The 21,576-nt window shown below is 70.0% G+C and carries 21 protein-coding genes; 14 read left to right on the top strand and 7 right to left on the bottom strand.

Annotated elements, in window-relative coordinates; translation table 11 throughout:
• Positions 1-488 precede the first annotated feature (488 nt).
• Positions 489-944, top strand: coding sequence for a PRC-barrel domain-containing protein (locus tag EJ913_RS23715; protein WP_127002559.1), 456 nt, complete (start codon positions 489-491; stop codon positions 942-944).
• Between the two features lie 33 nt (positions 945-977).
• Here the strand turns inward: EJ913_RS23715 and EJ913_RS23720 are convergent, their stop codons facing one another.
• Both EJ913_RS23720 and EJ913_RS23725 read right to left on the bottom strand, forming a co-directional pair.
• A complete protein-coding gene (locus tag EJ913_RS23720; RefSeq protein ID WP_127002561.1) occupies positions 978-1,256 on the bottom strand; it encodes a hypothetical protein in 279 nt (92 codons plus the stop codon).
• Between the two features lie 149 nt (positions 1,257-1,405).
• Complete coding sequence (locus tag EJ913_RS23725) at positions 1,406-1,822, bottom strand: HRDC domain-containing protein (RefSeq protein ID WP_127002563.1); 417 nt, start codon at positions 1,820-1,822, stop codon at positions 1,406-1,408.
• 220 nt (positions 1,823-2,042) lie between these two features.
• Between EJ913_RS23725 and EJ913_RS23730 the strand changes: the two genes are divergently transcribed.
• The 4 genes from EJ913_RS23730 (at position 2,043) to EJ913_RS23745 (ending at position 5,047) form a co-directional block, all read left to right on the top strand.
• Positions 2,043-2,975: a hypothetical protein gene (locus EJ913_RS23730; RefSeq protein ID WP_127002565.1), complete on the top strand. Its 933-nt coding sequence runs from the start codon at positions 2,043-2,045 to the stop codon at positions 2,973-2,975.
• 250 nt (positions 2,976-3,225) lie between these two features.
• The gene (locus EJ913_RS23735) at positions 3,226-3,531 is read left to right on the top strand and encodes an STAS domain-containing protein (protein WP_127002567.1); all 306 of its coding nucleotides are present in this window, start codon (positions 3,226-3,228) and stop codon (positions 3,529-3,531) included.
• A gap of 7 nt (positions 3,532-3,538) precedes the next feature.
• Positions 3,539-4,750 carry a PP2C family protein-serine/threonine phosphatase gene (locus EJ913_RS23740; protein WP_127002569.1) on the top strand — a complete coding sequence of 404 codons (1,212 nt, stop codon included), beginning with the start codon at positions 3,539-3,541 and terminating at the stop codon, positions 4,748-4,750.
• An 84-nt stretch (positions 4,751-4,834) separates the two neighbouring features.
• On the top strand, positions 4,835-5,047 hold the full coding sequence (locus EJ913_RS23745; protein ID WP_127002571.1) for a hypothetical protein: 213 nt from the start codon (positions 4,835-4,837) through the stop codon (positions 5,045-5,047).
• Between the two features lie 91 nt (positions 5,048-5,138).
• Here EJ913_RS23745 and EJ913_RS23750 read toward each other — a convergent pair whose 3' ends face one another.
• A complete protein-coding gene (locus EJ913_RS23750) occupies positions 5,139-5,609 on the bottom strand; it encodes a ferritin-like domain-containing protein (protein ID WP_185909910.1) in 471 nt (156 codons plus the stop codon).
• A gap of 194 nt (positions 5,610-5,803) precedes the next feature.
• On the opposite strand from EJ913_RS23750, the gene hrpB reads away from it, so the two are divergent.
• The 3 genes from hrpB (at position 5,804) to EJ913_RS23765 (ending at position 10,354) form a co-directional block, all read left to right on the top strand.
• Entirely contained in the window at positions 5,804-8,365 is a 2,562-nt protein-coding gene (hrpB, locus tag EJ913_RS23755; RefSeq protein WP_127002723.1) for an ATP-dependent helicase HrpB, read from the top strand.
• 97 nt (positions 8,366-8,462) lie between these two features.
• Positions 8,463-9,284, top strand: coding sequence for a PilZ domain-containing protein (locus tag EJ913_RS23760; protein ID WP_127002573.1), 822 nt, complete (start codon positions 8,463-8,465; stop codon positions 9,282-9,284).
• A 209-nt stretch (positions 9,285-9,493) separates the two neighbouring features.
• Positions 9,494-10,354, top strand: coding sequence for a hypothetical protein (locus EJ913_RS23765; protein ID WP_127002575.1), 861 nt, complete (start codon positions 9,494-9,496; stop codon positions 10,352-10,354).
• 67 nt (positions 10,355-10,421) lie between these two features.
• On the opposite strand, the gene EJ913_RS23770 is transcribed toward EJ913_RS23765, so the two are convergent.
• On the bottom strand, positions 10,422-12,221 hold the full coding sequence (locus EJ913_RS23770) for an acyl-CoA dehydrogenase (RefSeq protein ID WP_127002577.1): 1,800 nt from the start codon (positions 12,219-12,221) through the stop codon (positions 10,422-10,424).
• Positions 12,222-12,436: 215 nt separating this feature from the next.
• Between EJ913_RS23770 and EJ913_RS23775 the strand changes: the two genes are divergently transcribed.
• Positions 12,437-13,501: a transglycosylase SLT domain-containing protein gene (locus EJ913_RS23775; protein WP_127002579.1), complete on the top strand. Its 1,065-nt coding sequence runs from the start codon at positions 12,437-12,439 to the stop codon at positions 13,499-13,501.
• A 4-nt stretch (positions 13,502-13,505) separates the two neighbouring features.
• On the opposite strand, the gene EJ913_RS23780 is transcribed toward EJ913_RS23775, so the two are convergent.
• Entirely contained in the window at positions 13,506-14,165 is a 660-nt protein-coding gene (locus EJ913_RS23780) for a glutathione S-transferase family protein (protein ID WP_127002581.1), read from the bottom strand.
• A 179-nt stretch (positions 14,166-14,344) separates the two neighbouring features.
• On the opposite strand from EJ913_RS23780, the gene def reads away from it, so the two are divergent.
• The 5 genes from def to EJ913_RS23805 all read left to right on the top strand — a co-directional run bounded on the left by def (position 14,345) and on the right by EJ913_RS23805 (position 18,492).
• The gene (gene def, locus EJ913_RS23785; RefSeq protein WP_127002583.1) at positions 14,345-14,857 is read left to right on the top strand and encodes a peptide deformylase; all 513 of its coding nucleotides are present in this window, start codon (positions 14,345-14,347) and stop codon (positions 14,855-14,857) included.
• A gap of 7 nt (positions 14,858-14,864) precedes the next feature.
• Positions 14,865-15,824, top strand: coding sequence for a methionyl-tRNA formyltransferase (gene fmt, locus EJ913_RS23790; RefSeq protein WP_127002585.1), 960 nt, complete (start codon positions 14,865-14,867; stop codon positions 15,822-15,824).
• Positions 15,806-16,543: a tRNA pseudouridine(38-40) synthase TruA gene (gene truA / locus EJ913_RS23795; RefSeq protein ID WP_127002587.1), complete on the top strand. Its 738-nt coding sequence runs from the start codon at positions 15,806-15,808 to the stop codon at positions 16,541-16,543. The genes fmt and truA overlap by 19 nt, the downstream gene beginning before the upstream one ends.
• A gap of 54 nt (positions 16,544-16,597) precedes the next feature.
• Entirely contained in the window at positions 16,598-17,908 is a 1,311-nt protein-coding gene (locus EJ913_RS23800) for a branched-chain amino acid ABC transporter permease (RefSeq protein ID WP_127002589.1), read from the top strand.
• A 227-nt stretch (positions 17,909-18,135) separates the two neighbouring features.
• Positions 18,136-18,492 carry a zinc ribbon domain-containing protein YjdM gene (locus EJ913_RS23805; RefSeq protein WP_127002591.1) on the top strand — a complete coding sequence of 119 codons (357 nt, stop codon included), beginning with the start codon at positions 18,136-18,138 and terminating at the stop codon, positions 18,490-18,492.
• Positions 18,493-18,581: 89 nt separating this feature from the next.
• Here the strand turns inward: EJ913_RS23805 and leuC are convergent, their stop codons facing one another.
• Both leuC and EJ913_RS23815 read right to left on the bottom strand, forming a co-directional pair.
• The gene (leuC, locus tag EJ913_RS23810; protein ID WP_127002593.1) at positions 18,582-19,988 is read right to left on the bottom strand and encodes a 3-isopropylmalate dehydratase large subunit; all 1,407 of its coding nucleotides are present in this window, start codon (positions 19,986-19,988) and stop codon (positions 18,582-18,584) included.
• Between the two features lie 154 nt (positions 19,989-20,142).
• The gene (locus tag EJ913_RS23815) at positions 20,143-21,561 is read right to left on the bottom strand and encodes an FAD-binding oxidoreductase (protein WP_127002595.1); all 1,419 of its coding nucleotides are present in this window, start codon (positions 21,559-21,561) and stop codon (positions 20,143-20,145) included.
• Positions 21,562-21,576 lie beyond the last annotated feature (15 nt).

Raw genomic sequence — 21,576 nt, forward strand, 5'->3', positions numbered from 1 at the left:
GAAGCTCAAAAATCGAAACCGGCGACGGCGCTCACGCTTTCGCGGGCCGCCAGCCGCCGGTTTCGCCGATGTTGGCGGCATCCTAGCCAGCGTGAGCGGCACCGGCAAGGGAGGGAAAGTGCTATTCCACCAGATATAGTGTTTGACACCATTATCTCCCAGCACATCTAGCGTTCTGCTGGTTCAACAATGTCGGTGCCGGCCGGTTCCAGGCCCTTCGGGGAAATTTTTCGGCGTCTTCCGAAGGACCGTCATTAAAGCGCAAAGGATGGCGGGCCGCCAGCGTTTCCAGCCTCGGGAAATCAAGATTTTGTAGTGTCGGAGTCGCCACACCCACCACCGATTCGTTTTCCGGCGACTCGGGAGCGGAAGCGGGGCCGGTCCCGAGTCGCGGCCCCCCGACTCGGAACGGACTCGGGACGGGGCGTCGAAACCTTTTCCCGGCCCAACGGTTGGAGTGAGGTACGGTAGTGGAGGGAGTTCCAACCATGTACAAGATGTTGATCGTGCCGCTCTCCGCCCTGATGCTGGCGAGCGGCGCCGCCAGCGCCCAGAGCGGCCCTTCCGGTGGCGACGTCGCCTCCCCCGACCGCACGCGGGTCTACAGCGAAAGCCGTGGCTCCGGTGTCACGAGCGCCCCGCCCAGCATCGACAGCCTGATGAATCGCGCGGTCATCGGATCGGACGGCGCGAAGATCGGCAAGGTCACCGACGTGATCCTCGGCCCCGACGGGCAGGCCCAGTTGATCGTGATCCGCAGCGGCGGGTTCCTCGGGATCGGCGGCAAGGACATCGCCGCCGATTTGCGGTTGGCCGAGACCCACACCGGTTCCGACGCCATCAAACTGCGCGACGTGACCACCGCCAGCGTGCGCGACATGCCCGAATTCCGTTACGAGGACAGCATGACCTCGCTGAACCGCAGCCCGCGCACCGAAAAGTAAACGGCGCCGTTGGACAGAAACGGTCCCCGGCCGCTACGCGCTGAGCCGGGTCCGCTCGCGGTCGAGGTCGTCCAGGATGGCGTCGGCGCAGGTGTCGAGTCGCTGGGCCAAGCGCTCCAGCTCATCATCGCCGGTGGCCCGTGCCTGACGCGCGGCGGCGGCGCTCAGGCTGGCGAATTGCTGCGCGATGGCGCGGTAATCGGGCGCTCGGCTGTCGGAGACTCCATAGGGCACGGCACCGGACGACGCGGCACGCCCGCGTTCGGTGCCCCCGCCGTTGCCCCTGCGTGTCCGGTCATCCTGATGGTCCAAGGCGAAGCCCCGTCGCTGCCAGCGTCGATGGGGCATCCTGACACAGCGGGGGGCCGGTCTGAATCGCGCTTAGGGCCGAGCCTGAGTCATCTTTGGGCGCAAGCCGACAGCGCAATCTTCGCCAAACCGGATAGAGCGAATGTTGCGTGTCAATCGATCAGCTGATCGAGCGTGGAGCGGACCACCTGCACGATCTCCCCGCCATGCTGCGACAGGGGCATGTCGCGGGCGCCGACGATGATGCCCAGCTCGTGCTCGGTGGTGGGGGCGAAGCGGGCGATCTCCTGCACCAAATCGTCGGCCAGGACGGCGTCGCGCGTCAGACCGGACTGGGCGGCGGTGCGGTCGCGCCAGCCGTTCACGGCGGCGGCGATGGCCGCCTCGATCTGCTGCGACTCCTCCTTGCGCTTGAGGTCGGTGAACAGCACCAGCACGCGCCAGCCGTCGACGGCGTAGGCGGTGTCGATCCGCTGGACCTCGACCGTGCGCAGAAAGGCGGACAGCTGCGCCTGCGCCTCGTCGGCGGCGCGGTCGGGAATCGTGAAGGTGCGGATTTCGGTGCTCATGGAGCGTCCTTGAGTGAATGCCTCCCCCGGTGCGGACGAGCCTACACGACGACCGGGGCGCTCGGCAAACCGGGACCGCAAGACCGGCGTCTTTCGGCCCCTTGGGGATAACCCCTATGTCCGTTTGGCGGAGCGCCGCCGCCGCGCGTTGTGGGACGGAGCCGGAGCGTTCGCGCGCCCCGGCTTCAACGACCCGCCGCGCCGGACGGAGACCGCCGCCATGCCGAACCCCCACCAGCCCGACCCGCCCTCTTTGGCCGCCGACCGCCAGGACAGGCAAGCGCCCGTGGAACCGCCGCGACTCCGGCGTGCCGGACGGCGCTGGCTGTTGCTCTGCGCCTTTCCCGCGCTGGTCGCCGGGTGTCTGCTGGCGGCGCTGTGGACCGGTTCGCGGCTGTATGAGCAGCCCTTCGTCTGGTACAACCTGAATCGGATCGACGCCGTGGCCAACCGGACCGCGCGGTCGCTCGACTCGGTAACCGTGGTGGCGTTCGGCGACACCGCGCTCCGCGACGCGACGCTCGACGAGCGCGACATGGCGGCGCTGGGGGCCAAGCGCGGCGTCGCGAACCTGCATTTCCTGCGCATCGTCCACCACCGCGCCGAGTTCGCCGATTTCGAGCCCCTGCTCGACCGAGTGCTGGCGATCAAGCCGGCGCTGGTGCTGATCGACCGCGACCTGCTGACAGCCGAGCGCGGCGTGGTGGAGGATCTGACCCGCTACCTCCGCGTCCTGGCTTCGCTGCCCGAGGGACGGGCCTATCTCCAGGACCAGGCGGCGCTGCAATACCAGCGGAACTGCGGGACACCGGCGTCCGACTCCCAAACGGCGATGGGCCGATCCTCCGACGCGGCGGAACGGGTGCGCGCCTTCATGACCCGCGCCTGGGCGGCCGGCATCCAGGTGGCGCTGGTCCAGGTCCGCAAGCCCTCGGAGCCGGCCGTGATCCCGGCGAGCGCCGGCGACCTGCCGCTGTGGCACGACGCCACGCTGGCGGGCGGATCCCCTTCCCCTTGTTCCGCCGAAGTCCAGGCGGCGGACGGGCGCACCGCCTTCTCCGCGTGGCTGGCCGGCGGGATCGCGAATGTCGTGACCGCTCCCCGGCCCGCCATCGCGAAAACGGTGCGGACGGAGGCGGCGTCGCTGCCCTGATCACTCGTTTGGATCGAATGCAGACAATGCCGAAAGATATTTAATAAAATACCATGTATCTGCGCTCCACCGCACAACACCACGCATCATGCGCGAGACGGCCGCAAGTGAAGCGCTGAAAAAACGCGACCGTCATCAAAGTGAAACCTCTTTCGGCGTAGGATCGGGACGCGCGGCAGGCCGACGGCGTCGACGATCCGGTCGACGGCGCTTGCGCGCGCGACTTGGAAACAGCCACGCGGTGCCCCCGATGGACTTCACCGTACAAGACGCCCAGGACAGCACGGAAATCCGTCTGCACGGGCGCATGACCTTCTCCGACCACGACACGTTCCGCTCGGTCATCGCCGCCTTCGAGCGGCCGGCCGGCCACCGGATGGTCTTCGACCTGTCCGGCCTGGAGTTCGTCGATTCCTCGGGGCTGGGCATGTTCATCATCGCCCGCGACACCGCCCAGAAGAAGAGCCTGGACTTCGCCATGCGCGGCGCCCGCGACGACGTCCACCGGCTGATCACCGTCGCCAAGCTGCACAAGATGTTCACCATCGACGCCTGAGGCGGTCGTGGAAGAGGCGCGCCGGGACGCGCCGGCCTCGCTCTACGGCCTCGACCTCGGCATCCCGCTCGGCGACCGGCGCGTGCTGATCGCCGACGACAGCCGCTACAACCGGCGCACCCTGTCCCGCTTCCTGCACTGGGCCGGGATCCGCCGGATCGACGTCGCCGCCAGCGGGCCGGAGCTTCTCGACACGATCGAGAGCGTCCAGCCCGACCTGCTGCTGATCGACGAGACCCTGCCCCCCATCGGCGGCGTCGCCCTGTGCCGGGTCCTGCGCGGCGATCCGCGTTGGCGCGACCTGCCGATCCTGATGCAGAGCGCCCGGCAGACCGACCAGATCCGCACCCTGTGCTTCCAGGCCGGCGCCACCGACCTGCTGGCCAAGCCGGTCAACCCCGGCGAATGCGTCGCCCGCGTCCGCTACCACCTCGAACGCCGCTCGATGGTGCAGGAGTTGCGCGCCTTCCGCGACCGGGTGGAGCGCGACTTGCGTCAAGCGCGCGCCATGCAGTTGGCCCTGGTGCCCGACCCGGCGTGGCTGGAGACGATGGCGGCGCGCCACGCCCTGCGGGTCGAGTCGGTGTTCCAGACCTCCGACGAGATCGGCGGCGATGTCTGGACCGCCTTCGAGATCGACCGCTCCCGCTTGGGCGTCTTCGTCGCCGACCTGTCGGGCCACGGCATCGCCTCGGCGATCAACGCCTTCCGCCTGCACACGCTGCTGACCCGCCTGCCGCGCGAGGACCGGGCCGAGCCCGCCCGGCTGCTCGGCCTGCTGAACCAGCGCCTCGCCGACATCCTGACGGTCGGGCAGTTCGCCACCGCCTTCTGCGGGATCGTCGACCGCGACGCCGACACCCTGACCTACGCCGCCGCCGGGGCACCCAGCCCGTTGCTGGGCAGCCGGGGCGGCTTCCGCGTGCTCGACAGCTCCGGCCTGCCGCTGGGCGCCTTCGCCGGGGCGGTCTACGAGACCCGCTCCACCCCCCTGCTGCCCGGCGACACGCTGTTCCTCTGCTCCGACGGGTTGACCGAGGCGCGCGACGGCAGCGGCGCGATGCTGGGGGAGGAGGGGCTGGCCGATCTGGTCGAGCGCGCGGTCAGGGCCGCCCCCGAGCGCCCCTTTCCCTGGCTGATGGCCCGCTTCGCCGAGCGGTTCGGCACCGCCTTGGCCGACGATCTGACCGCCTTGTGGATCGAACGCGACGCCGGTTGATGCGGCCGTTCATTCCGCCTTCCGATTTAACCACTTTTTGTTTATGGTTTCCCGGTCGGGCGTATCCCAACTGGAGACGGATGCATGGCTTCCATCATGATCAAGAAGGCTGGCGAGGGTTTGGTCTCGCAGGCGCATCGCAACGCCGACGTCGGTCCGACCAGCGGCAGCTCGGTCGTCTACGAAATTCAGAACGTGCCGAGCGGCGTCAGCGTCGACGACGTCATCGCCAAGTTCAAGGGCTACAAGACGGCGGAGAAGGTCTACGAGATCGACTGGGCGGCGCTGTCGGCCTAAAGCGCCCACGGCGCGGGCGGGGCTGGATCGGGGAAGACTTCCGCGATCCAGCCCGCGCGATCTCCTTTTTCAGGAGAGGATCGGAAGAAAATCAGGCGTGCTTGGGGTGGCGCGCGATCCACACTTCGAGCTGGGCGACGTGTTCGGCCTCTTCGGCGGCGAACTCCTCGGCCATCATGCGCACTTCGGAATCCGTGGTGGTCTTCGCCACCTCGGCGTAGAAGGCCTGCCCGCGCTTCTCGCTGTCGAGCGCCAGCTCCAGCGCGTATTCCACCGTCATCAGGTAATGCGAGCCTTCCATCGAGGCGGATTCGGGACTCTCGCCGTCCGGCCACTGGAACTCCTCGGGCTTCAGTTCGGGCAACGTGCGGAACCCGGCCCGCGCGCGCGCGTCGGCCAGATGCAGGCGCGAGAACTTCGCCATCTGGCCGAAGAAGGCCGCGACCTCCTGGTTCCCATAGGTCTTCATCGCCTCCGTCAGGTCGGAAAAGCGGTTGGCGGCGTCCTCTTCCAGCACGCAGGCGTGGGCGAGGAACAGGGCGGCGTCGTGGATGCTGGTCATGGATTCCTGCGAATGGCGAAAAGTAACCCGACGACGCTAAAACCATAACGTTTTTGCGGTTATGGATCCCGCCCCGATGCCGCCGCGCCCAGGGGTGCGACCTTTTGTCCTGGCGGCGACGGACGGGGCGCGGCGGGCGAGGCGAAAGCGGTTGCCTTTCCGCCGGTTTCGCGGCAGCAGAGTCCGCCATGACCATGCCGCCCCTTCCCATCGACCCCGTTCTTCCCGAATTGCTGGACGCCCTGCGGACCCGCGGAGTCGCCGTTCTGCAGGCCCCGCCCGGCGCCGGCAAGACGACGCGGGTGCCGCTGGCCCTGCTGGATCAGGACTGGCTAGCCGGCCGCAAGGTCATCGTGGTGGAGCCGCGCCGTCTGGCCGCCCGCGCCGCCGCGCACCGGATGGCCGCGATGCTGGGGCAGGAGGTCGGCGGGACGGTCGGCTACCGCGTGCGGCAGGACTCCAGGGTTGGGCCGAAGACGCGGATCGAGGTGATGACCGACGGCCTGTTCCTGCGCCGCATCCAGGATTCGCCGGAGCTTCCCGATGTCGGCGCGGTGCTGTTCGACGAGTTCCACGAACGCGGCATCGACAGCGACCTGTCGCTCGCCCTGACCCGCGAGACGCGCGAGGCCCTGCGCGAGGATCTGCGGCTGGTCGCGATGTCGGCCACGCTGGACGGCGGGCCGGTCTCGGCCCTGCTGGGCGACGCCTCCTCCCCCGCCCCCGTCGTGACCAGCGAGGGCCGCGCCTTCCCGGTGGAGACCCGCCACCTGGACGCGCCCCCGCCGGGCGCCCGCATCGAGGACGCGGTGGCCGCCACCCTGCGCCGCGCCCTGCGCGAGGAGCCCGGCAACGCCCTGGTCTTCCTGCCCGGCACCGGCGAGATCCGCCGGGTGCAGAGCCTGCTGGAGCAAGCGGACCTCGGCCCCGGCGTGGTGCTCGCCCCGCTCTACGGCGACATGACCACAGAGGCGCAGGACGCCGCCATCGGCCCCACCGCGCCGGGCACGCGCAAGGTGGTGCTGGCGACCTCCATCGCCGAGACCAGCCTGACCATCGAGGGCATCCGTATCGTCGTCGACAGCGGGATGATGCGGGTGCCGCGCTTCGACCCGCGCGGCGGCATGACCCGGCTGGTCACCGTGAAGGTCAGCCAGGCCTCGGCCGACCAGCGCCGGGGCCGCGCCGGCCGGCTGGAGCCGGGCGTCTGCTACCGCCTGTGGCCGGAGGCCGCGCATCGCGCGCTGGCGCCGCACACCGCGCCGGAGATCCTCGACGCCGATCTGGCGCCGCTGGCGCTGGAGCTGGCCGCCTGGGGCGTGAAGGATCCCGCCGACCTGCCCTGGCTCGACGCGCCGCCCGCCGCCGCGATGGCGCAGGCGCGGGAGCTGCTGGGCGAACTCGGCGCCTTGGAATCGGGCGCGCCGGACGGCGCGGGGGGGATCACCCCGGCGGGCAAGCGGATGGCCCGGCTGGGCGTGCACCCCCGGCTGGCCCGCATGATGCTGGACGGCGCCGCGCTGGGCCTCGGCCCGCTCGCCTGCACGGTCGCGGCGCTGCTGGGCGAGCGCGACATCGTCCGCGCCCAGCCGGGTTTCCGCGACGCCGACCTGCGGCTGCGGGTCGATCTGCTGCGCGGCGAGGAGCGCGGCGGCCATGGCGCGGCGCGCGGGATCGGCGTGGACCGCAACCGCGCCAAGCAGGCGGTGCGGCAGGCCCAGGCGTGGCGGCGCCAGCTCAACCTGCGGGACGACCGGAACGGCGGCGACAGCGGTGCCGTCGGGCGGCTGCTGGCCCTGGCCTACCCCGACCGCATCGGCCAGCGCCGTCCCGGCGGCAACCCCGGCGGCGTCGCGGCGCAGTACCGGCTGTCCGGCGGGCGCGGCGCCTATTTCCAGGAAGCCGAACCGCTGTCGGCGGAGGATTGGCTGGTCGTCGCCGACCTGGACGGGGCGGCCCGCGAGTCGCGTATTTTCCTCGCCGCCCCCGTCACCCTGGCCGAGTTGGAGGACGCCTTCGCCGACCGCATCCGCACGGAGGACGTCGTCGTCTGGGACGGGCGCGAGCAGGCGGTGCTGGCGCGTCGGCGGCGGATGCTGTTCGCCCTGGTCCTGAAGGACGAACGCCTGTCCAAGCCGCCGGCGGACGCGATGACCGCCGCGATGGTCGAGGGCGTCCGCGCCATGGGCCTCGCCTGCCTGCCCTGGACCAACGAGCTGCGCGCGTGGCGCACCCGCCTCGCCTTCCTGCGCCGGCGCGAGGGGGAGGACTGGCCCGACCTGTCCGACGAGGCCCTGCTCGCCGGGCTGGAGGACTGGCTGGCCCCCTTCCTCGACGGCGTGTCGCGCCGCGCCCATCTCGACCGGATCGACCTGTCCAGCGCGCTGCGCAACCAGTTGCCCTGGGATCTGAAGACCCGGATGGACGCCGAGGCGCCGACCCATGTCGAGGTGCCGAGCGGCTCGCGCATCCCCATCGACTACGACGGCGAGGAGCCGGTGCTGGCGGTGCGCTTGCAGGAGATGTTCGGGCTGGCCGAGACCCCGCGCATCGCCGGCGGCAAGGTGCCGCTGCTGCTGCATCTGCTGTCGCCGGCCCGACGCCCGATGCAGGTGACCCGCGACCTCGCCAGCTTCTGGGCCAACACCTACAAGGCGGTGAAGGCCGATCTGAAGGGCCAGTACCCCAAGCATTACTGGCCCGACAACCCGCTGGAAGCCGAACCGACCGCCAGAGCCAAGCCGCGCGGGCGCTGAACCCGACGGCCTTGCGGACGAAGCGTCCAATTGTCGCGACCGCCGTCCCGCACGCGGGTGTACGCTGTCAAGAAGCAGACGAACGGGAGGCAACGCCATGCCCGTGATGGACGCCGAACAACGCCGCAAGATCGAGGACGCCCTGCTGCGCAAGGCGGAGGAGGCGATCCGGCGCATGCGCCGCGAGGCGGAGACCGCCGCCCCCGACCACATCGACAGCCTCGCCATGGCGCTGGCGGAGCTGCTGAAGGCGAAGGAATTCCCCAGCCTCCGCGCCGCCGAATTCCGCGGGACGATCCGTGCCATCCAGTGCGGCGCCTACCAGCGCAGCGTCGATTCGCTGCTGGTCCAGGCCGAGCGTTGCGGCCATGGCGGCGACGACAAGGGCCGCAACGCGCTGCTGACCCAGGCCAAGGACCATTTCGGCAAGGCCCTGCGCTTCGGCGCCGACGACGAGTTCCGTCATGGGGTGGAGCGCCGCGTCCAAGCCACCCTGATGACCAGCAAGGACGGCGTCGACGACCGCACCAAGCAGGCCGCCAAGCGCAAGCTGGAGCAGCACGACACCGGTCCCAAGCCGCCGGGCGGCGTCGAGCGCCGCCGCGCCATCCGCTACCGGGATCCGGCGCTGGTGGTGGAGGTGGAGGGGCGGCGCTGCGAGACCCTGAACTGGTCCATGCACGGCCTGCTGGTCGATTTGCCGCCGGAGAGCTTCGCGCACGCCATCGGCGACCGTCTGCGGCTGGAGCTGCGCTGCGCCGAGGCGCCGGGTGCCGGCGGTCGGCAGATCGCCCACGCCGTGCGGCTCGACCCCGACCGACACGCGGTGGCGCTGTCCTTCCCCGACATCAGCACGGTGGTGCTGGCGCTGATGCACGCGCTGAAGGAACGGGGCGTCAAGCCGGAACCGGAACGGTAGATAGGCCGACCGAAGCACCACCCCCGGCGCCGATCCGACGATCGGTTGTTCCCGAAGCGGCTTGGTTTACGCCCAAAGGGCGTTTTTAGAACTGCTCCAGCTTTGAGTAAACTTCAGTCATTCCATCGAACGCGCCTCCATTGGACGCACCGGCGCGCTCTGCCGCTCGCACACTCCACCGCCGGCTTCCGGCAAGGAATGGCCCCGTCATGAACGTCGCGAACATTGCCCGGCGTCTGGTCGCCGGTGAGCTTCATTATGCTCTGGGCCGTTTCGAGACGGTCCGGCGGGGCTACAGCGCCTTCCGCCGCCTCACCCCCCGTTCGGCCGCCCGACCGCCCGCAGGACCGCCGGTACCGCTCCCCGCCCTGCCCAGTTCGCTGTTCACCGGCGTCACGCCGGAGCGCGCGCTGGCCGATCTGCGGCGGGATTCCATCGCGCTCGGCTTCGATCTGCCGCCCTCCACCGTGGCCGAGTTGGTCGGCTTCGCGACCCATTCGCCGCTGAAGGCGCGCGGCAGCGACCGCCTGTTCCATCGGCACGAGGTGGTCGACGGACGGCTGCCCGACGGCACGCCGGTGGTCATCGCCACCGTGCCCGACCCGCTGGACGCCACCGCCGTCCGCCGCGTGTGCCGCGACCCGCTGCTGATGGACAGCGCGGCGGCCTTCCTGGGATTCCGCCCCAGCAAGATCATTCCACGCCTGTTCTGGAGCTTCGTCACCCACGTGACCGACGAGGAGCGCCGTCGTCTGGGCCAGACCATCGACTGGCATTACGACGTCCACGACTTCCACTTCTGCTCGGCGCAGTTCTACCTGACCGACGTGGATTCCGGGGCCGGCGAGCACGCGCTGGTTCGCGGTTCGCACCGGGGCAAGTCGCTGCGCATGCTTCTCGGCTCGGCCAACGCGCGGGAGGAGGAGGTCTTCGCCCATTTCTCCCGCGACCGGCTGATGGTGGTGGAGGGGCCGGCGGGCACCGGCTTCCTGGAGGACACCTCCTGCTACCACCGGGCGCTGCCGCCGACCCGGCGCGAGCGGCTGATGTTCCAGCTGTGGATCAGCTGAGATGGCTGGTCGCGGCTGACGATGCCCCTCAGGTCCTCCCCCGCCGGGCGGGGGAGGACGACCCCGGTCAGAACTGGTCGTCGCCGAGCGCCATCACCGTGTTGCGGGCGCTGGCGATGGTCGGCAGCAGGGCCGGGGATATGGCCAGGATCTGCTCGGCGTAGAAGCGCGCGACGATCAGCTTGGTTTCCAGGAACGCCGCGTTGGCGCCCGGACGGCGCAAGCCCTCCATCGCCTTGACCGCCGAGCGCGCCAGCATCCAGCCGCCGGCGACATTTCCCCACAGCTTCAGATAGGCCACGGCACCCGCCGCCGCCCCGCGCGAATCGCCCTCGGCCTGGGTGGCGACGATCCAGTCGACCGCCTTGTCGAGTGCGTCGAGCCCCGCCGTCAGCTCGGTCCGGATCACCGCAAGGTCGTCGCCGGGGGCGCTCTCCAACTCGGCCGCCGTCGCGCGCATCTCGGCGATGAAGGCCTTGGCGGCGGCGCCCTTGTCGCGGCCGGTCTTGCGGAAGGTCAGGTCGTTGGCGTGGATGCCGTTGGTGCCCTCGTAGATCGGCGTGATGCGGGCGTCGCGGTAATGCTGGGCGGCGCCGGTCTCCTCGATGAAGCCCATGCCGCCGTGGATCTGCACGCCGGTCGAGGCCACGTCGCAGCCGATGTCGGTGGACCACGCCTTGACGATCGGGGTCAGCACGTCGACCCGCGCCGCCGCCGCCGCGCGGGTGGCGGGATCCTCGTGGTGGCGGGAGACGTCGAGCTGCGTGCCGGCGTAGAGCGCCAGCGCGCGCGCGGCCTCGGTCTTGGCGCGCATGTCCAGCAGCATGCGGCGCACGTCGGGATGCTTGATGATCGCCACCGCCGACCCCTTGCCGTCGGCGACGTCCTTGCTCTGCACGCGGGATTTGGCGTAGTCGCGGGCCTGCTGGTAGGCGCGCTCCGCCACCGCCACGCCCTGGATGCCGACGCCCAGGCGCGCGTTGTTCATCATCGTGAACATGTACTCGATGCCGCGGTTCTCCTCGCCGACCAGGAAGCCGGTGGCCCCGCCGTCGTCGCCATAGGCCATGACGGCGGTCGGGCTGGCCATGATGCCGAGCTTGTGCTCCAGGCTGGCGCAGCGCAGGTCGTTGCGGGCGCCGGGGGTGCCGTCGGCGTTGGGCAGGAACTTCGGCACGATGAACAGGCTGATGCCCTTGATGCCGGCCGGGGCGTCGGGCAGGCGGGCCAGCACCAGATGGACGATGTTCTCCGTCAGGTCGTGCTCGCCGTAGGTGATGAAGATCTTCTGCCCGGTGATCTTGTAGCTTCCGTCCCCGGCCCGGATGGCGCGGGTCCGCACGGCGGCGAGGTCGGAGCCGGCCTGCGGCTCCGTCAGGTTCATGGTGCCGTTCCACTCGCCCGAGATCATCTTGGACAGGTAGACGGCCTTCTGCTCCGCGCTGGCGTGCTCGGTCAGCAGATCCACCGCGCCCTGGGTCAGCAGCGGGCACAGGCCGAAGGAGAGGTTGGCCGACTGCCACATCTCGTTCACCGCGAAGGCGACGGTCCAGGGCAGGCCCTGCCCCCCATATTCCGGCTCGAAGGGCAGGCTGTTCCAGCCGGCCTCGGTGAACTGGTTGTAAGCCTCCTTCCAGCCGGTCGGCGTGCGGACGACGCCGTTCTCCAGCTTGGAGCCTTCCTTGTCGCCGACCGGGTTCAGCGGGGCGAGCACGCCCGAGGCGAATTTTCCGGCCTCCTCCAGGATGGCGTCGACCAGATCGGGGGCGGCCGATTCGCAATGCGGCAAGGCCGCCACGGCGTCGAGGCCGACGACCTCGTTCAGGACGAAACGCAGATCCTCGACCGGAGCGCTGTAGGAACTCATGGCGGAAACGGCCTCCCTCGGAAACGTTGGTTCGAACGTTGCTGTTGTTTGCTTGACCTAAGCGTCACCATACACCATCGCATGGTGGTTGGCGAGCGGACGCAAGGTCGCGGGAAAAGCTATGCCGAGGTGCGCGCCGCCGCAAGACGGGAGGCTTCGCGAGAGCTGGCACGATGGATGCATTGGTATCCCCGTCCTAGAACGGGAACCGACCCATGACCTACGCGTCCGCCCTTGGCCTTTCCAGCGATACCGCCGCCCAGCAGGCCCGTGCCGCGCGGGGTCCCGCCAGCGTGGAAGCCGCCGTGCGCAACGCCAGCGAGAAGACGGGGGTCGATTTTTCCTACCTCATGGAAAAAGCTGCCGTGGAGAGCGGGTACCGCACGGACGTAAAGTCCTCCTCCTCCTCGGCGACCGGGCTGTACCAGTTCATCGACAGCACGTGGCTCCAGACCATGAAGGACCACGGCGCCGAGCATGGGCTGGGAAAATACGCCAACGCCATCCAGACGCGCGGCGACGGCCGGCCCTATGTGGCCGACGCCGACATGAAGAAGGAGATCCTGGACCTGCGCAAGGATCCCACGGTCTCGGCCCTGATGGCGGCGGAATACACCAAGGAGAACAAGGAGCATCTGGAGGAGACCGTCGACGGCACCATCGGCTCCACCGAACTCTACATGGCGCATTTCCTGGGGGCTGGCGGCGCATCGAAGTTCCTCAACGCGATGCAGGACAATCCGGGCCGCACCGCCCGCGACGTGTTCCCGGACGCGGCGGCGGCCAACAAGAATGTCTTCTACGACAAGGCCACCGGCAAGGCGAAGTCGCTGAAGGAGATCTACGACAAGTTCGCCACCAAGTTCTCCGAGAACCCGCTGTCCAACTTCGCGCCGGCCCAAGTGGTCAACGACACGGTGCGCAAGCAGGACATGCCCGACGGCTTCACCACCCAGGTGCCGATGCCGCCGACCAAGTCGCTGAACGGCACGCCGCTGTCGATCTATCAGGTGCTGGCGCTCAACGCGCTGGAGACGCCGGACGAGGTCGACAGCATCAGCGGCCGCGAGACCCGTCCGCGCGACAAGGAGAACCGCAAGATGCGCGAGCAGCCGGTCCGCAGCGACCAGTCCACCGAATCCGGCGTCGGCTTCGGGCTGGGGCTGGGGTTGGGCCGGATCGTCGGGACGGAATCCGCGACCGCGCCGGCCAACACCATCACGGCCTCCGCCGTTTCCCCCACCGCCATCCCCGCCGCGCCGACCGAAAAGGCGGCATGACCCGTCAGGCCTTTCTGGCGGCCTCCTGCTCGGCCTGCCAGCGCGTCATGAAGGCGCGGAAGGACTCGTCCATCTCCCCCCACACCCGCCGGGCCAGCGGGTCGGCGGCCATCGCCTCGGCGTAGCGGGTCAGCTTGGGAAATTGCGTCAACAGCGCGTCGCCACGCGCCGCCAGCATCCGGCCGTAATAGAGCCAGGGCACCAGCACGCAATCGGCCAGCGACAGGCCCTCCCGCGCGGCGTAGCCGTCGGAGCGCAGGAACTGCTCCAGCGCGGTCAGCCCCTTGGTCAGCCCGGCGCGTTCGGCCGCCGCGTCGACCGCGAAGCCAGCGTCGACGCCCGCGCGCAGCAACGGGAACAGCCCGCCGCAATAGAGATCCAGCGTGCGCGGGATCAGCCGCACCAGGGCGCGTTCCCGCGGCGTGTCGCCCAGCAGCGACGGGGTGGGGTGCAGATCCTCCAGATACTCGCAGATGATCAGGCTTTCCGGCAGAAAGAAGCCGTCATGCTCCAGCACCGGCATCCGGCCGATGGGGTTCATCGCCAGGAATTCCGGCGTGCCGGGCGCCGCCGGGCGGGTTTCGAGGTCGAGACCCTTGGCGTAGCCCTGCATCCGCACCCGGGCGACGTAGGGGGAACCGGCGGATCCGTGAAGCACCATCATGATCGGTCACTCGCAGCGTTGGGATGGGGTTTGCCGTCTATAACACCGCCGCGCGCCCGGTGCCCCCGTGCCGCGCATGCCTGTGATGAACGCGGTCGTACACGGTCGATTCCTTGACCCGGCGGCAGGGTCCGCCTACTTTTACCCTTTGATCCCCTGTCCATCCCTGTCGAGCACCCATGGCCGTCCTCCCGATTCTCGTCGCCCCGCACCCCGTCCTGAAGCAGAAGGCGAAGCCCGTCGCCGCCGTGGACGCGCGCGTCGCCAAGCTGATGGACGACATGGTCGAGACCATGTACGCCGCCGTCGGCATCGGGCTCGCCGCCCCGCAGATCGGCGTGTCGGAGCGCGTCATCGTGGTCGATGTGCACGAGAAGGGCGAGCCGCGAAACCCCATCCGCCTCGCCAACCCGGAGATCGTCTGGTCGTCGGAGGAGAAGGGGCTGTGCGAGGAGGGCTGCCTGTCGGTGCCCGAGCAATACGCCGACGTCTCCCGGCCGCTGTCGGTGCGCGTGCGCTACCTCGACGAAAAGAACCAGCCGCAGGAGATCCTGGCCGAGGGCATGCTGGCGGTCTGCCTCCAGCACGAGATCGACCACCTGAACGGCGTGCTGTTCGTCGATTACCTGTCGCTGCTCAAGCGCAACATGATGCTGCGCAAGGTGCAGAAGCAGCAGAAGGCGAGCGCCTGACCCCGCCATGACCAGCCTTCGCCTCGTCTTCATGGGCACGCCGGACTTCGCCGTGCCCAGCCTTGCCGCGCTGATCGCGGCGGGGCACAGTGTCGCCTGCGTCTACAGCCAGCCGCCACGCCCGGCCGGGCGCGGGCAGCAGGTGCAGAAATCCCCCGTCCACCGCTTCGCCGAGGAGCGCGGCATCCCCGTGCGCACGCCCAAGAGCCTGCGCAACGCCGAGGCGCAGGCCGAGTTCGCGGCGCTCGACGCCGACGCGGCGGTGGTCGCCGCCTATGGGCTGATCCTGCCGCAGCCGGTCCTCGACGCGCCCCGGCTGGGTTGCGTCAACGTGCACGGCTCCCTGCTGCCGCGCTGGCGCGGGGCGGCACCGATCCAGCGCTCGATCCTGGCGGGCGACGCGGAGACCGGCATCACCATCATGCAGATGGACGTCGGGCTCGACACCGGCGCGATGCTGTCGAAGGAGGCCGTGGCGATCACGCCCGCGACCACCGCCAGCGGCCTGCACGACGAACTGGCCGCGCTCGGCGCCCGGATGATCGCCCCGGCGCTGGCGGGGCTCGCCGCCGGAACGCTGGTCGCCGAGCCGCAGCCCGAGGAGGGCGTGACTTACGCCGCCAAGCTGACGCGCGAGGACGGGCGGCTCGACTGGACGCGGGACGCCGCGTATGTGGAGCGGCAGGTGCGGGCGCTGACGCCGTGGCCCGGCTGTTGGTTCGACGTCGGGGCGGAGCGCATCAAGGTGCTGGCCGCCGAGTTGGTGGCCGACGCGTCGGGCGCGCCGGGAACCTTGCTGGACGACCGGCTGACCGTGGCCTGCCCCGACGGCGCGGTGCGGCTGACCCGCGTGCAGCGGCCGGGCAAGGCGCCGGTGGACGGCGCCGCCTTCCTGCGCGGCTTCGCGCTTCCCGTGGGTGGCCCTGTGAGCGGGATTGTCGGCGAATCATGCAACGCTGGAAACTGACGGTCGAGTACGACGGCCGTCCCTTCGTCGGCTGGCAGCGGCAGGACAACGGCCCCTCGGTGCAGCAGAGCCTGGAAGAGGCGGTGCTCCGCCTGTCGGGCGAGACCGTGCGCGTCCATGGCTCCGGCCGGACCGACGCCGGGGTCCACGCGCTGGGGCAGGTCTGCCATTTCGACCTCGAGAAGACCTTCACCGGGCTGAAGCTGCGCGACGCGCTGAACTTCCACCTGAAGCCGGCGCCCATCGCGGTGGTCGCGGTCGAACCGGCGCCCGAGGATTTCCACGCGCGGCTGACCTCCACCGGGCGTTCCTACGTCTACCGGATCGTCAACCGGCGGGCGCCGCTGGCGCTCGACGTTGGCCGGGCGTGGCACGTCACCCGGCCGCTGAACGCCGAGGCGATGCACGAAGCCGCGCAGGTTCTGGTGGGCGCGCACGACTTCACCAGCTTCCGCGCGTCGCTCTGCCAAGCCAAGTCGCCGCTGAAGACGCTCGACCGGCTGGATGTGGAGCGGGTGGGCGACGAGATCCGCGTCCACGCCGCCGCGCGCTCCTTCCTGCACCATCAGGTGCGGAACATGGTCGGCACGCTGGAACTGGTGGGGATCGGCAAGTGGGGTGCGGCCGACCTGCGCCGCGCGCTGGAGGCCCGCGACCGTTCCAAGGCCGGGCCGACCGCGCCGCCGGATGGGCTCTACTTCGTCTCCGCGCGGTATTGAGGGGCGACGGGGTTTGCCGTTACGCTGGAGATCCCGCCACCTCCGGGCCGCTCCGTGCTCCGCATTCTCCTGCTGTTGGCCGCTTCGCTTCTGCTGCTGTCCGGGTGCGGCATCGACGCCGACCAGGATGTGCTGTGCCGCCGGCTGATTCCGGCCTTCGAATCCGATCCCATCACGGATGCCTGGACGCGGATGGACGCCGAGGACCGGCGCGTCGTCCGCATCGATTACCGCACGGGCGGGGAGGCCCACTGGATCGCCTGCCGCTACGCCGGCGCCGCGACCGAGGCGGGCCGCACGGTGCTGGAGGCGGTCGCCACCGACCGCACCGGCTGGCTGCCGCCGATGCGTTTCGCCATGCTGGAGCAGTGGATCCGCATCAAGCCGCCGCGCCACGACGCGGCCCCCGCCGCCGCCATCGTCCGCTCGCCGCCGACCGCCTGGACGCCGTGGCTGTTCCTGCTGCAACAGGTCATCAACGCGGCGACGGTGGCCTGCGTCTACGGACTGCTGGCGCTGGGCTACACGCTGGTCTACGCCATCCTCGGCCAGATCAACCTCGCGATGGGCGAGCTAACCATGGTCGGCGCCATGCTGACGGCGATGGCGGCGGCCGGGCTGGGCATGGCGGGTTGGGCGGACTGGCCGCCGGCCCTGCTGGGCGTGCTGGTGCTGGTCATGGGCTTCACCGCCGCGCAGGGCTGGGCGATGGACCGGCTGGTGTTCCGCCGGCTGCGCAAGACCCGCTCGCACACGCCGCTGATCGTCGCGGTCGGGCTGTCGGTGGCCTACCAGGAGGGGGTGCGGCTGCTGCACGGCGCGCGGGACTGGTGGCCGGCGCCGGTGCTGGCCGACCGCCACGACCTGATCGGCGACGGAGCCTTCACGGTGACGGCGCTGTCCTCGCAGCTGGCGATCCTGGCGCTGACCGGCGGGCTCTACGCGCTGCTGTGGGGGATCATGCAGCGGACGCCCTTCGGCCGGGCGCACCGCGCCTGCACCGACGACGTGGCGGCGGCGGAATTGGTGGGGGTGGATGTGAACCGGACGGTGGCGATCACCTTCGCCATCGGCGGCGGGCTGGCGGCGGTCGCGGGGGCGGTGATCGCGCTGTATTACGGCGGGGTGAACTTCTTCACCGGCTACCTGATCGGCTTCAAGGCGCTGGCGGCGGCGGTGGTCGGCGGCATCGGCTCGGTGCCGGGGGCGATGCTGGGCGGCGCGCTGCTGGGGCTGGTGGAGACCTTCTGGTCGGCCTATTTCGTCATCGCCTACAAGGACATCGTCGCCTTCGGGCTGCTGACGCTGTTCCTGATCTACCGCCCGCAGGGATTGCTGGGGCAGCCGCGCGGGCGGGGCGATTGAGGTTCCTATCGGGACGCTAAGTGGACTAAACAGGGGGGCGCCACGTTCAGCCACGCTTTGCCCCCTCCCCCTCCCTCCCCCGCCTGCGGCGGGAGAGGGGGCCGGCCCCTTGTCGGTGTTCGGCGGAGTTCCCTCTCCCGCGCAGCGGGGGAGGGTTAGGGAGGGGGCAAACGTGGCCGCACCAACAACTCTGCTCAAGAATGCCGCTCCCGGCGGCGAGGAACACGATGTCCGACGATCTGAAGTGCCCGCAATGCGGTTCCGAGCATGTCTACCAGGACGGCAGCCTGTGGATCTGCCCGGAATGCGCCCATGAATGGAACCCGGAGACCGCCGCGAGCGACGCCGCCGCGCAAGCCGCCCAGGGCGGCGTGCGGGACGCCAACGGCAACCCGCTCGCCGATGGCGACAGCGTCACCGTGATCAAGGATCTGAAGGTCAAGGGCTCGTCCCTGGTCGTCAAGGGCGGCACCAAGGTCAAGGGCATCCGCTTGGTGGACGCGACCGACGGGCACAACATCTCGTGCAAGGTCGACGGCATCGGCGCGATGAACCTGAAGTCGGAATTCGTCAAGAAGGCCTGATCCGGCCGACGCAAAGGACCGGCACAAAGAAAAAGCCCCGGTGGACCGATCGTCCACCGGGGCTTTTTTCATGCCCGAAGCGAAAGCGCTCAGGCGAGGTCGCGCACATCGGCCAGATGGCCGGTCACCGCCGCCGCCACGGCCATGCCGGGGCTGACGAGATGGGTGCGGCCGCCACGGCCCTGACGGCCCTCGAAGTTGCGGTTCGAGGTGGACGCGCTGCGCTCGCCCGGCGCCAGACGGTCGGCGTTCATCGCCAGGCACATCGAGCAGCCCGGCTCGCGCCACTCGAAGCCGGCCTCGACGAAGACCTTGTCCAGCCCCTCTTCCTCGGCCTGCTCCTTGACCAGACCCGAGCCCGGAACCACCAGCGCCCGCACGCCCTCGGCAACCTTGCGGCCCTTGGCGAGGTCGGCGGCGGCGCGCAGATCCTCGATGCGGCCGTTGGTGCAGGAGCCGATGAACACCGTGTCGACCTTGACGCTGGACAGCGGCTGGCCGGGCGTCAGGCCCATGTAGGCCAGCGAGCGCTCGACGGCGGCGCGCTTGCCCTCGTCGGCGATGTCGGCCGGGTTCGGCACGGTCGCGGTGATCGGCAGCACGTCCTCGGGGCTGGTGCCCCAGGTGACCTGCGGCTCGATCGCGGCGGCGTCCAGCACGACGGTGGCGTCGTAGACCGCGCCCTCGTCGGACGGCAGGGTCTTCCAATAGGCGACGGCCTGCTCGTAGGCGCCGGCCTTGGGCGCCATGGCGCGGCCCTTGACGTACTCGAAGGTCTTCTCGTCGGGCGCGATCAGGCCGGCGCGGGCGCCGCCCTCGATGGCCATGTTGCAGACGGTCATGCGGCCTTCCATCGACAGCTCGCGGATGGCGTCGCCCGCGAACTCGATGACGTAGCCGGTGCCGCCGGCGGTGCCGATCTTGCCGATGATCGCCAGCACGATGTCCTTGGCGGTCACGCCGGGGTTCAACGCGCCGTCGACGCGGACCAGCATGTTCTTGGCCGGCTTCTGGATCAGCGTCTGGGTGGCGAGCACGTGCTCGACCTCGGACGTGCCGATGCCGAAGGCCAGCGCGCCGAACGCCCCGTGGGTGGCGGTGTGGCTGTCGCCGCAGACGATGGTGGCGCCGGGCAGGGTGAAGCCCTGTTCGGGCCCGACGATGTGGACGATGCCCTGGCGGATGTCGTCCATCGGGAAGTAGCGGACGCCGAAGTCACGGGCGTTCTTGTCCAGCGTCTCGACCTGGATGCGGCTTTCCTCCTCGACGATGCCCTTGGAGCGGTCCGTCGTGGGGACGTTGTGGTCGGGGACGGCGAGAGTGGCTTCCGGGCGGCGCACTTGGCGGCCGGCGACGCGCAACCCCTCGAACGCCTGCGGGCTGGTCACTTCGTGGACCAGATGGCGGTCGATGTAGAGGATGCAGGTGCCGTCATCCTGGCGGTGCACGACGTGGCTGTCCCAGATCTTGTCGAACAGAGTGCGCGGCTTGGACATCGGAAATCTCTCTCGCGGATACGGTAGGCGCGGAACGAAACGGAGGGCCGCACAATAGCGTTGTGTCGCCGCAGGGACAAGCTTGGCAAAGCGTCTTTCGCCGCAAGCCTGCTTCCCGCAACTTTCTAACGCTGGCGGCGTTTCACGGCGGATTTCACGGCAGCATCTTGCCGGGGTTCAGCAGGCCGTCCGGGTCCAGCGTGGCCTTGACGGCGCGCAGCAGGTCGAACTCCACCGGCCCCTTGATGACCGGCATCTCGTCCTTCTTGAAGCGCCCGACGCCGTGCTCGGCGGAGATCGAGCCGTCGAGCGCGAAGATCACCTCGTTGACGACGTGGCAGATCTCGTCCCAGCGGTCGAGATAGGTCTTGGTGTCGGCGCCCTCGGGCTGGCTGAGGTTGAAGTGGATGTTGCCGTCGCCGACATGGCCGAAGGGGGTCGGGCGGATGCCGGGGCAGGCGGTCGCCACCGCCGCCTCGGCCAGATCGATGAACTCGGCGACGCGGGAGACCGGGACCGACACGTCGTTCTTGATCGAGCCGCCCTCGAACTTCTGCGCCTCGACGATGGCCTCGCGGATGAACCAGAGCTGCTTGGCTTGGCTTTCCGACTGGGCGAGCGTCGCGTCGGTGGCCAGTTCGGCCTCGAAGGCCTCGGCGAAGGCGGCCTCGACGGTGTCCTGGAAGCTGTCGGACTTGGTGCCGGCGGTCAGCTCGGTGATGACGTACCAGGGCGACGGCGCCGAGAGCGGGTCGATGGTGCCGGCGACGTGCTTGAGGGCGAAGTCCAGGCAGCGGCGCGACATCAGCTCGAAGGCCGAGACGGCGTCGCCGGACGCGGAACGCAGCCGGGCCAGCAGCGCCACGGCGGCGGCCGGGCTCGGCACCGCGACGAAGGCGGTGATCGACTGGCGCGGGCGCGGGAACAGCTTCAGCACGGCGCCGGTGACGATGCCCAGCGTGCCCTCGGCGCCGATGAACAGGTTCTTCAGGTCGTAGCCGGTGTTGTTCTTGCGCAGGCGGCGCATCCCGTCCCAGACGCGCCCGTCGGCCAGCACCACCTCCAGACCCAGCACGAGGTCGCGGGTGTTGCCGTAGCGCAGCACGTTGATGCCGCCGGCGTTGGTGGAGATCAGCCCGCCGAGCTGCGCCGTGCCCTCCGAACCGAGGCTCAGCGGGAACAGCCGGTCGGCCTCGGCCGCCGCGTTCTGCACGGCGGTCAGCACGACGCCGGCGTCGACCGTCATCGTGTAGTTCAGCGCGTCGATCTCGCGGATGCGGTTCATCCGCGACAGGCTCAACACGATCTCGCGGCCGTCCTCGTAGGGGATCGAGCCGCCGACGAGGCCGGTGTTGCCGCCCTGCGGCACGATGGGGATCCCGGCCCCGGCGCAGATCCGGACGACGGCGGCGACCTCTTCCGTGTTGGCCGGGCGGACGACGGCCGGGCTGTTGCCCTTGAAGCGCCCGCGCCACTCCGACAGGTAGGGCGCCATGTCGGCGGCGTCGGTCAGAATGCCGGACGGACCGACGATGGCGCGGATCTGGTCGAGGGCGGCGGCGAGGGTCGTCATGGCGCGGGGTCCGGC

This window comes from Azospirillum doebereinerae (assembly GCF_003989665.1).
Classification (GTDB): Bacteria; Pseudomonadota; Alphaproteobacteria; order Azospirillales; family Azospirillaceae; genus Azospirillum; species Azospirillum doebereinerae.

Bases quoted from the DNA above. Each gene is read 5' to 3' on its own strand.
- EJ913_RS23750 (WP_185909910.1), bottom strand. From the start codon at position 5,609: ATGACCAGCATCCACGACGCCGCCCTGTTCCTCGCCCACGCCTGCGTG.
- fmt (WP_127002585.1), top strand. From the start codon at position 14,865: ATGACCAGCCTTCGCCTCGTCTTCATGGGCACGCCGGACTTCGCCGTG.
- hrpB (WP_127002723.1), top strand. From the start codon at position 5,804: ATGCCGCCCCTTCCCATCGACCCCGTTCTTCCCGAATTGCTGGACGCC.
- EJ913_RS23725 (WP_127002563.1), bottom strand. From the start codon at position 1,822: ATGAGCACCGAAATCCGCACCTTCACGATTCCCGACCGCGCCGCCGAC.
- leuC (WP_127002593.1), bottom strand. From the start codon at position 19,988: ATGTCCAAGCCGCGCACTCTGTTCGACAAGATCTGGGACAGCCACGTC.
- EJ913_RS23765 (WP_127002575.1), top strand. From the start codon at position 9,494: ATGAACGTCGCGAACATTGCCCGGCGTCTGGTCGCCGGTGAGCTTCAT.
- EJ913_RS23805 (WP_127002591.1), top strand. From the start codon at position 18,136: ATGTCCGACGATCTGAAGTGCCCGCAATGCGGTTCCGAGCATGTCTAC.
- EJ913_RS23815 (WP_127002595.1), bottom strand. From the start codon at position 21,561: ATGACGACCCTCGCCGCCGCCCTCGACCAGATCCGCGCCATCGTCGGT.
- EJ913_RS23775 (WP_127002579.1), top strand. From the start codon at position 12,437: ATGACCTACGCGTCCGCCCTTGGCCTTTCCAGCGATACCGCCGCCCAG.
- EJ913_RS23715 (WP_127002559.1), top strand. From the start codon at position 489: ATGTACAAGATGTTGATCGTGCCGCTCTCCGCCCTGATGCTGGCGAGC.
- EJ913_RS23770 (WP_127002577.1), bottom strand. From the start codon at position 12,221: ATGAGTTCCTACAGCGCTCCGGTCGAGGATCTGCGTTTCGTCCTGAAC.
- EJ913_RS23745 (WP_127002571.1), top strand. From the start codon at position 4,835: ATGGCTTCCATCATGATCAAGAAGGCTGGCGAGGGTTTGGTCTCGCAG.
- truA (WP_127002587.1), top strand. From the start codon at position 15,806: ATGCAACGCTGGAAACTGACGGTCGAGTACGACGGCCGTCCCTTCGTC.
- EJ913_RS23760 (WP_127002573.1), top strand. From the start codon at position 8,463: ATGCCCGTGATGGACGCCGAACAACGCCGCAAGATCGAGGACGCCCTG.
- def (WP_127002583.1), top strand. From the start codon at position 14,345: ATGGCCGTCCTCCCGATTCTCGTCGCCCCGCACCCCGTCCTGAAGCAG.
- EJ913_RS23780 (WP_127002581.1), bottom strand. From the start codon at position 14,165: ATGATGGTGCTTCACGGATCCGCCGGTTCCCCCTACGTCGCCCGGGTG.
- EJ913_RS23730 (WP_127002565.1), top strand. From the start codon at position 2,043: ATGCCGAACCCCCACCAGCCCGACCCGCCCTCTTTGGCCGCCGACCGC.
- EJ913_RS23735 (WP_127002567.1), top strand. From the start codon at position 3,226: ATGGACTTCACCGTACAAGACGCCCAGGACAGCACGGAAATCCGTCTG.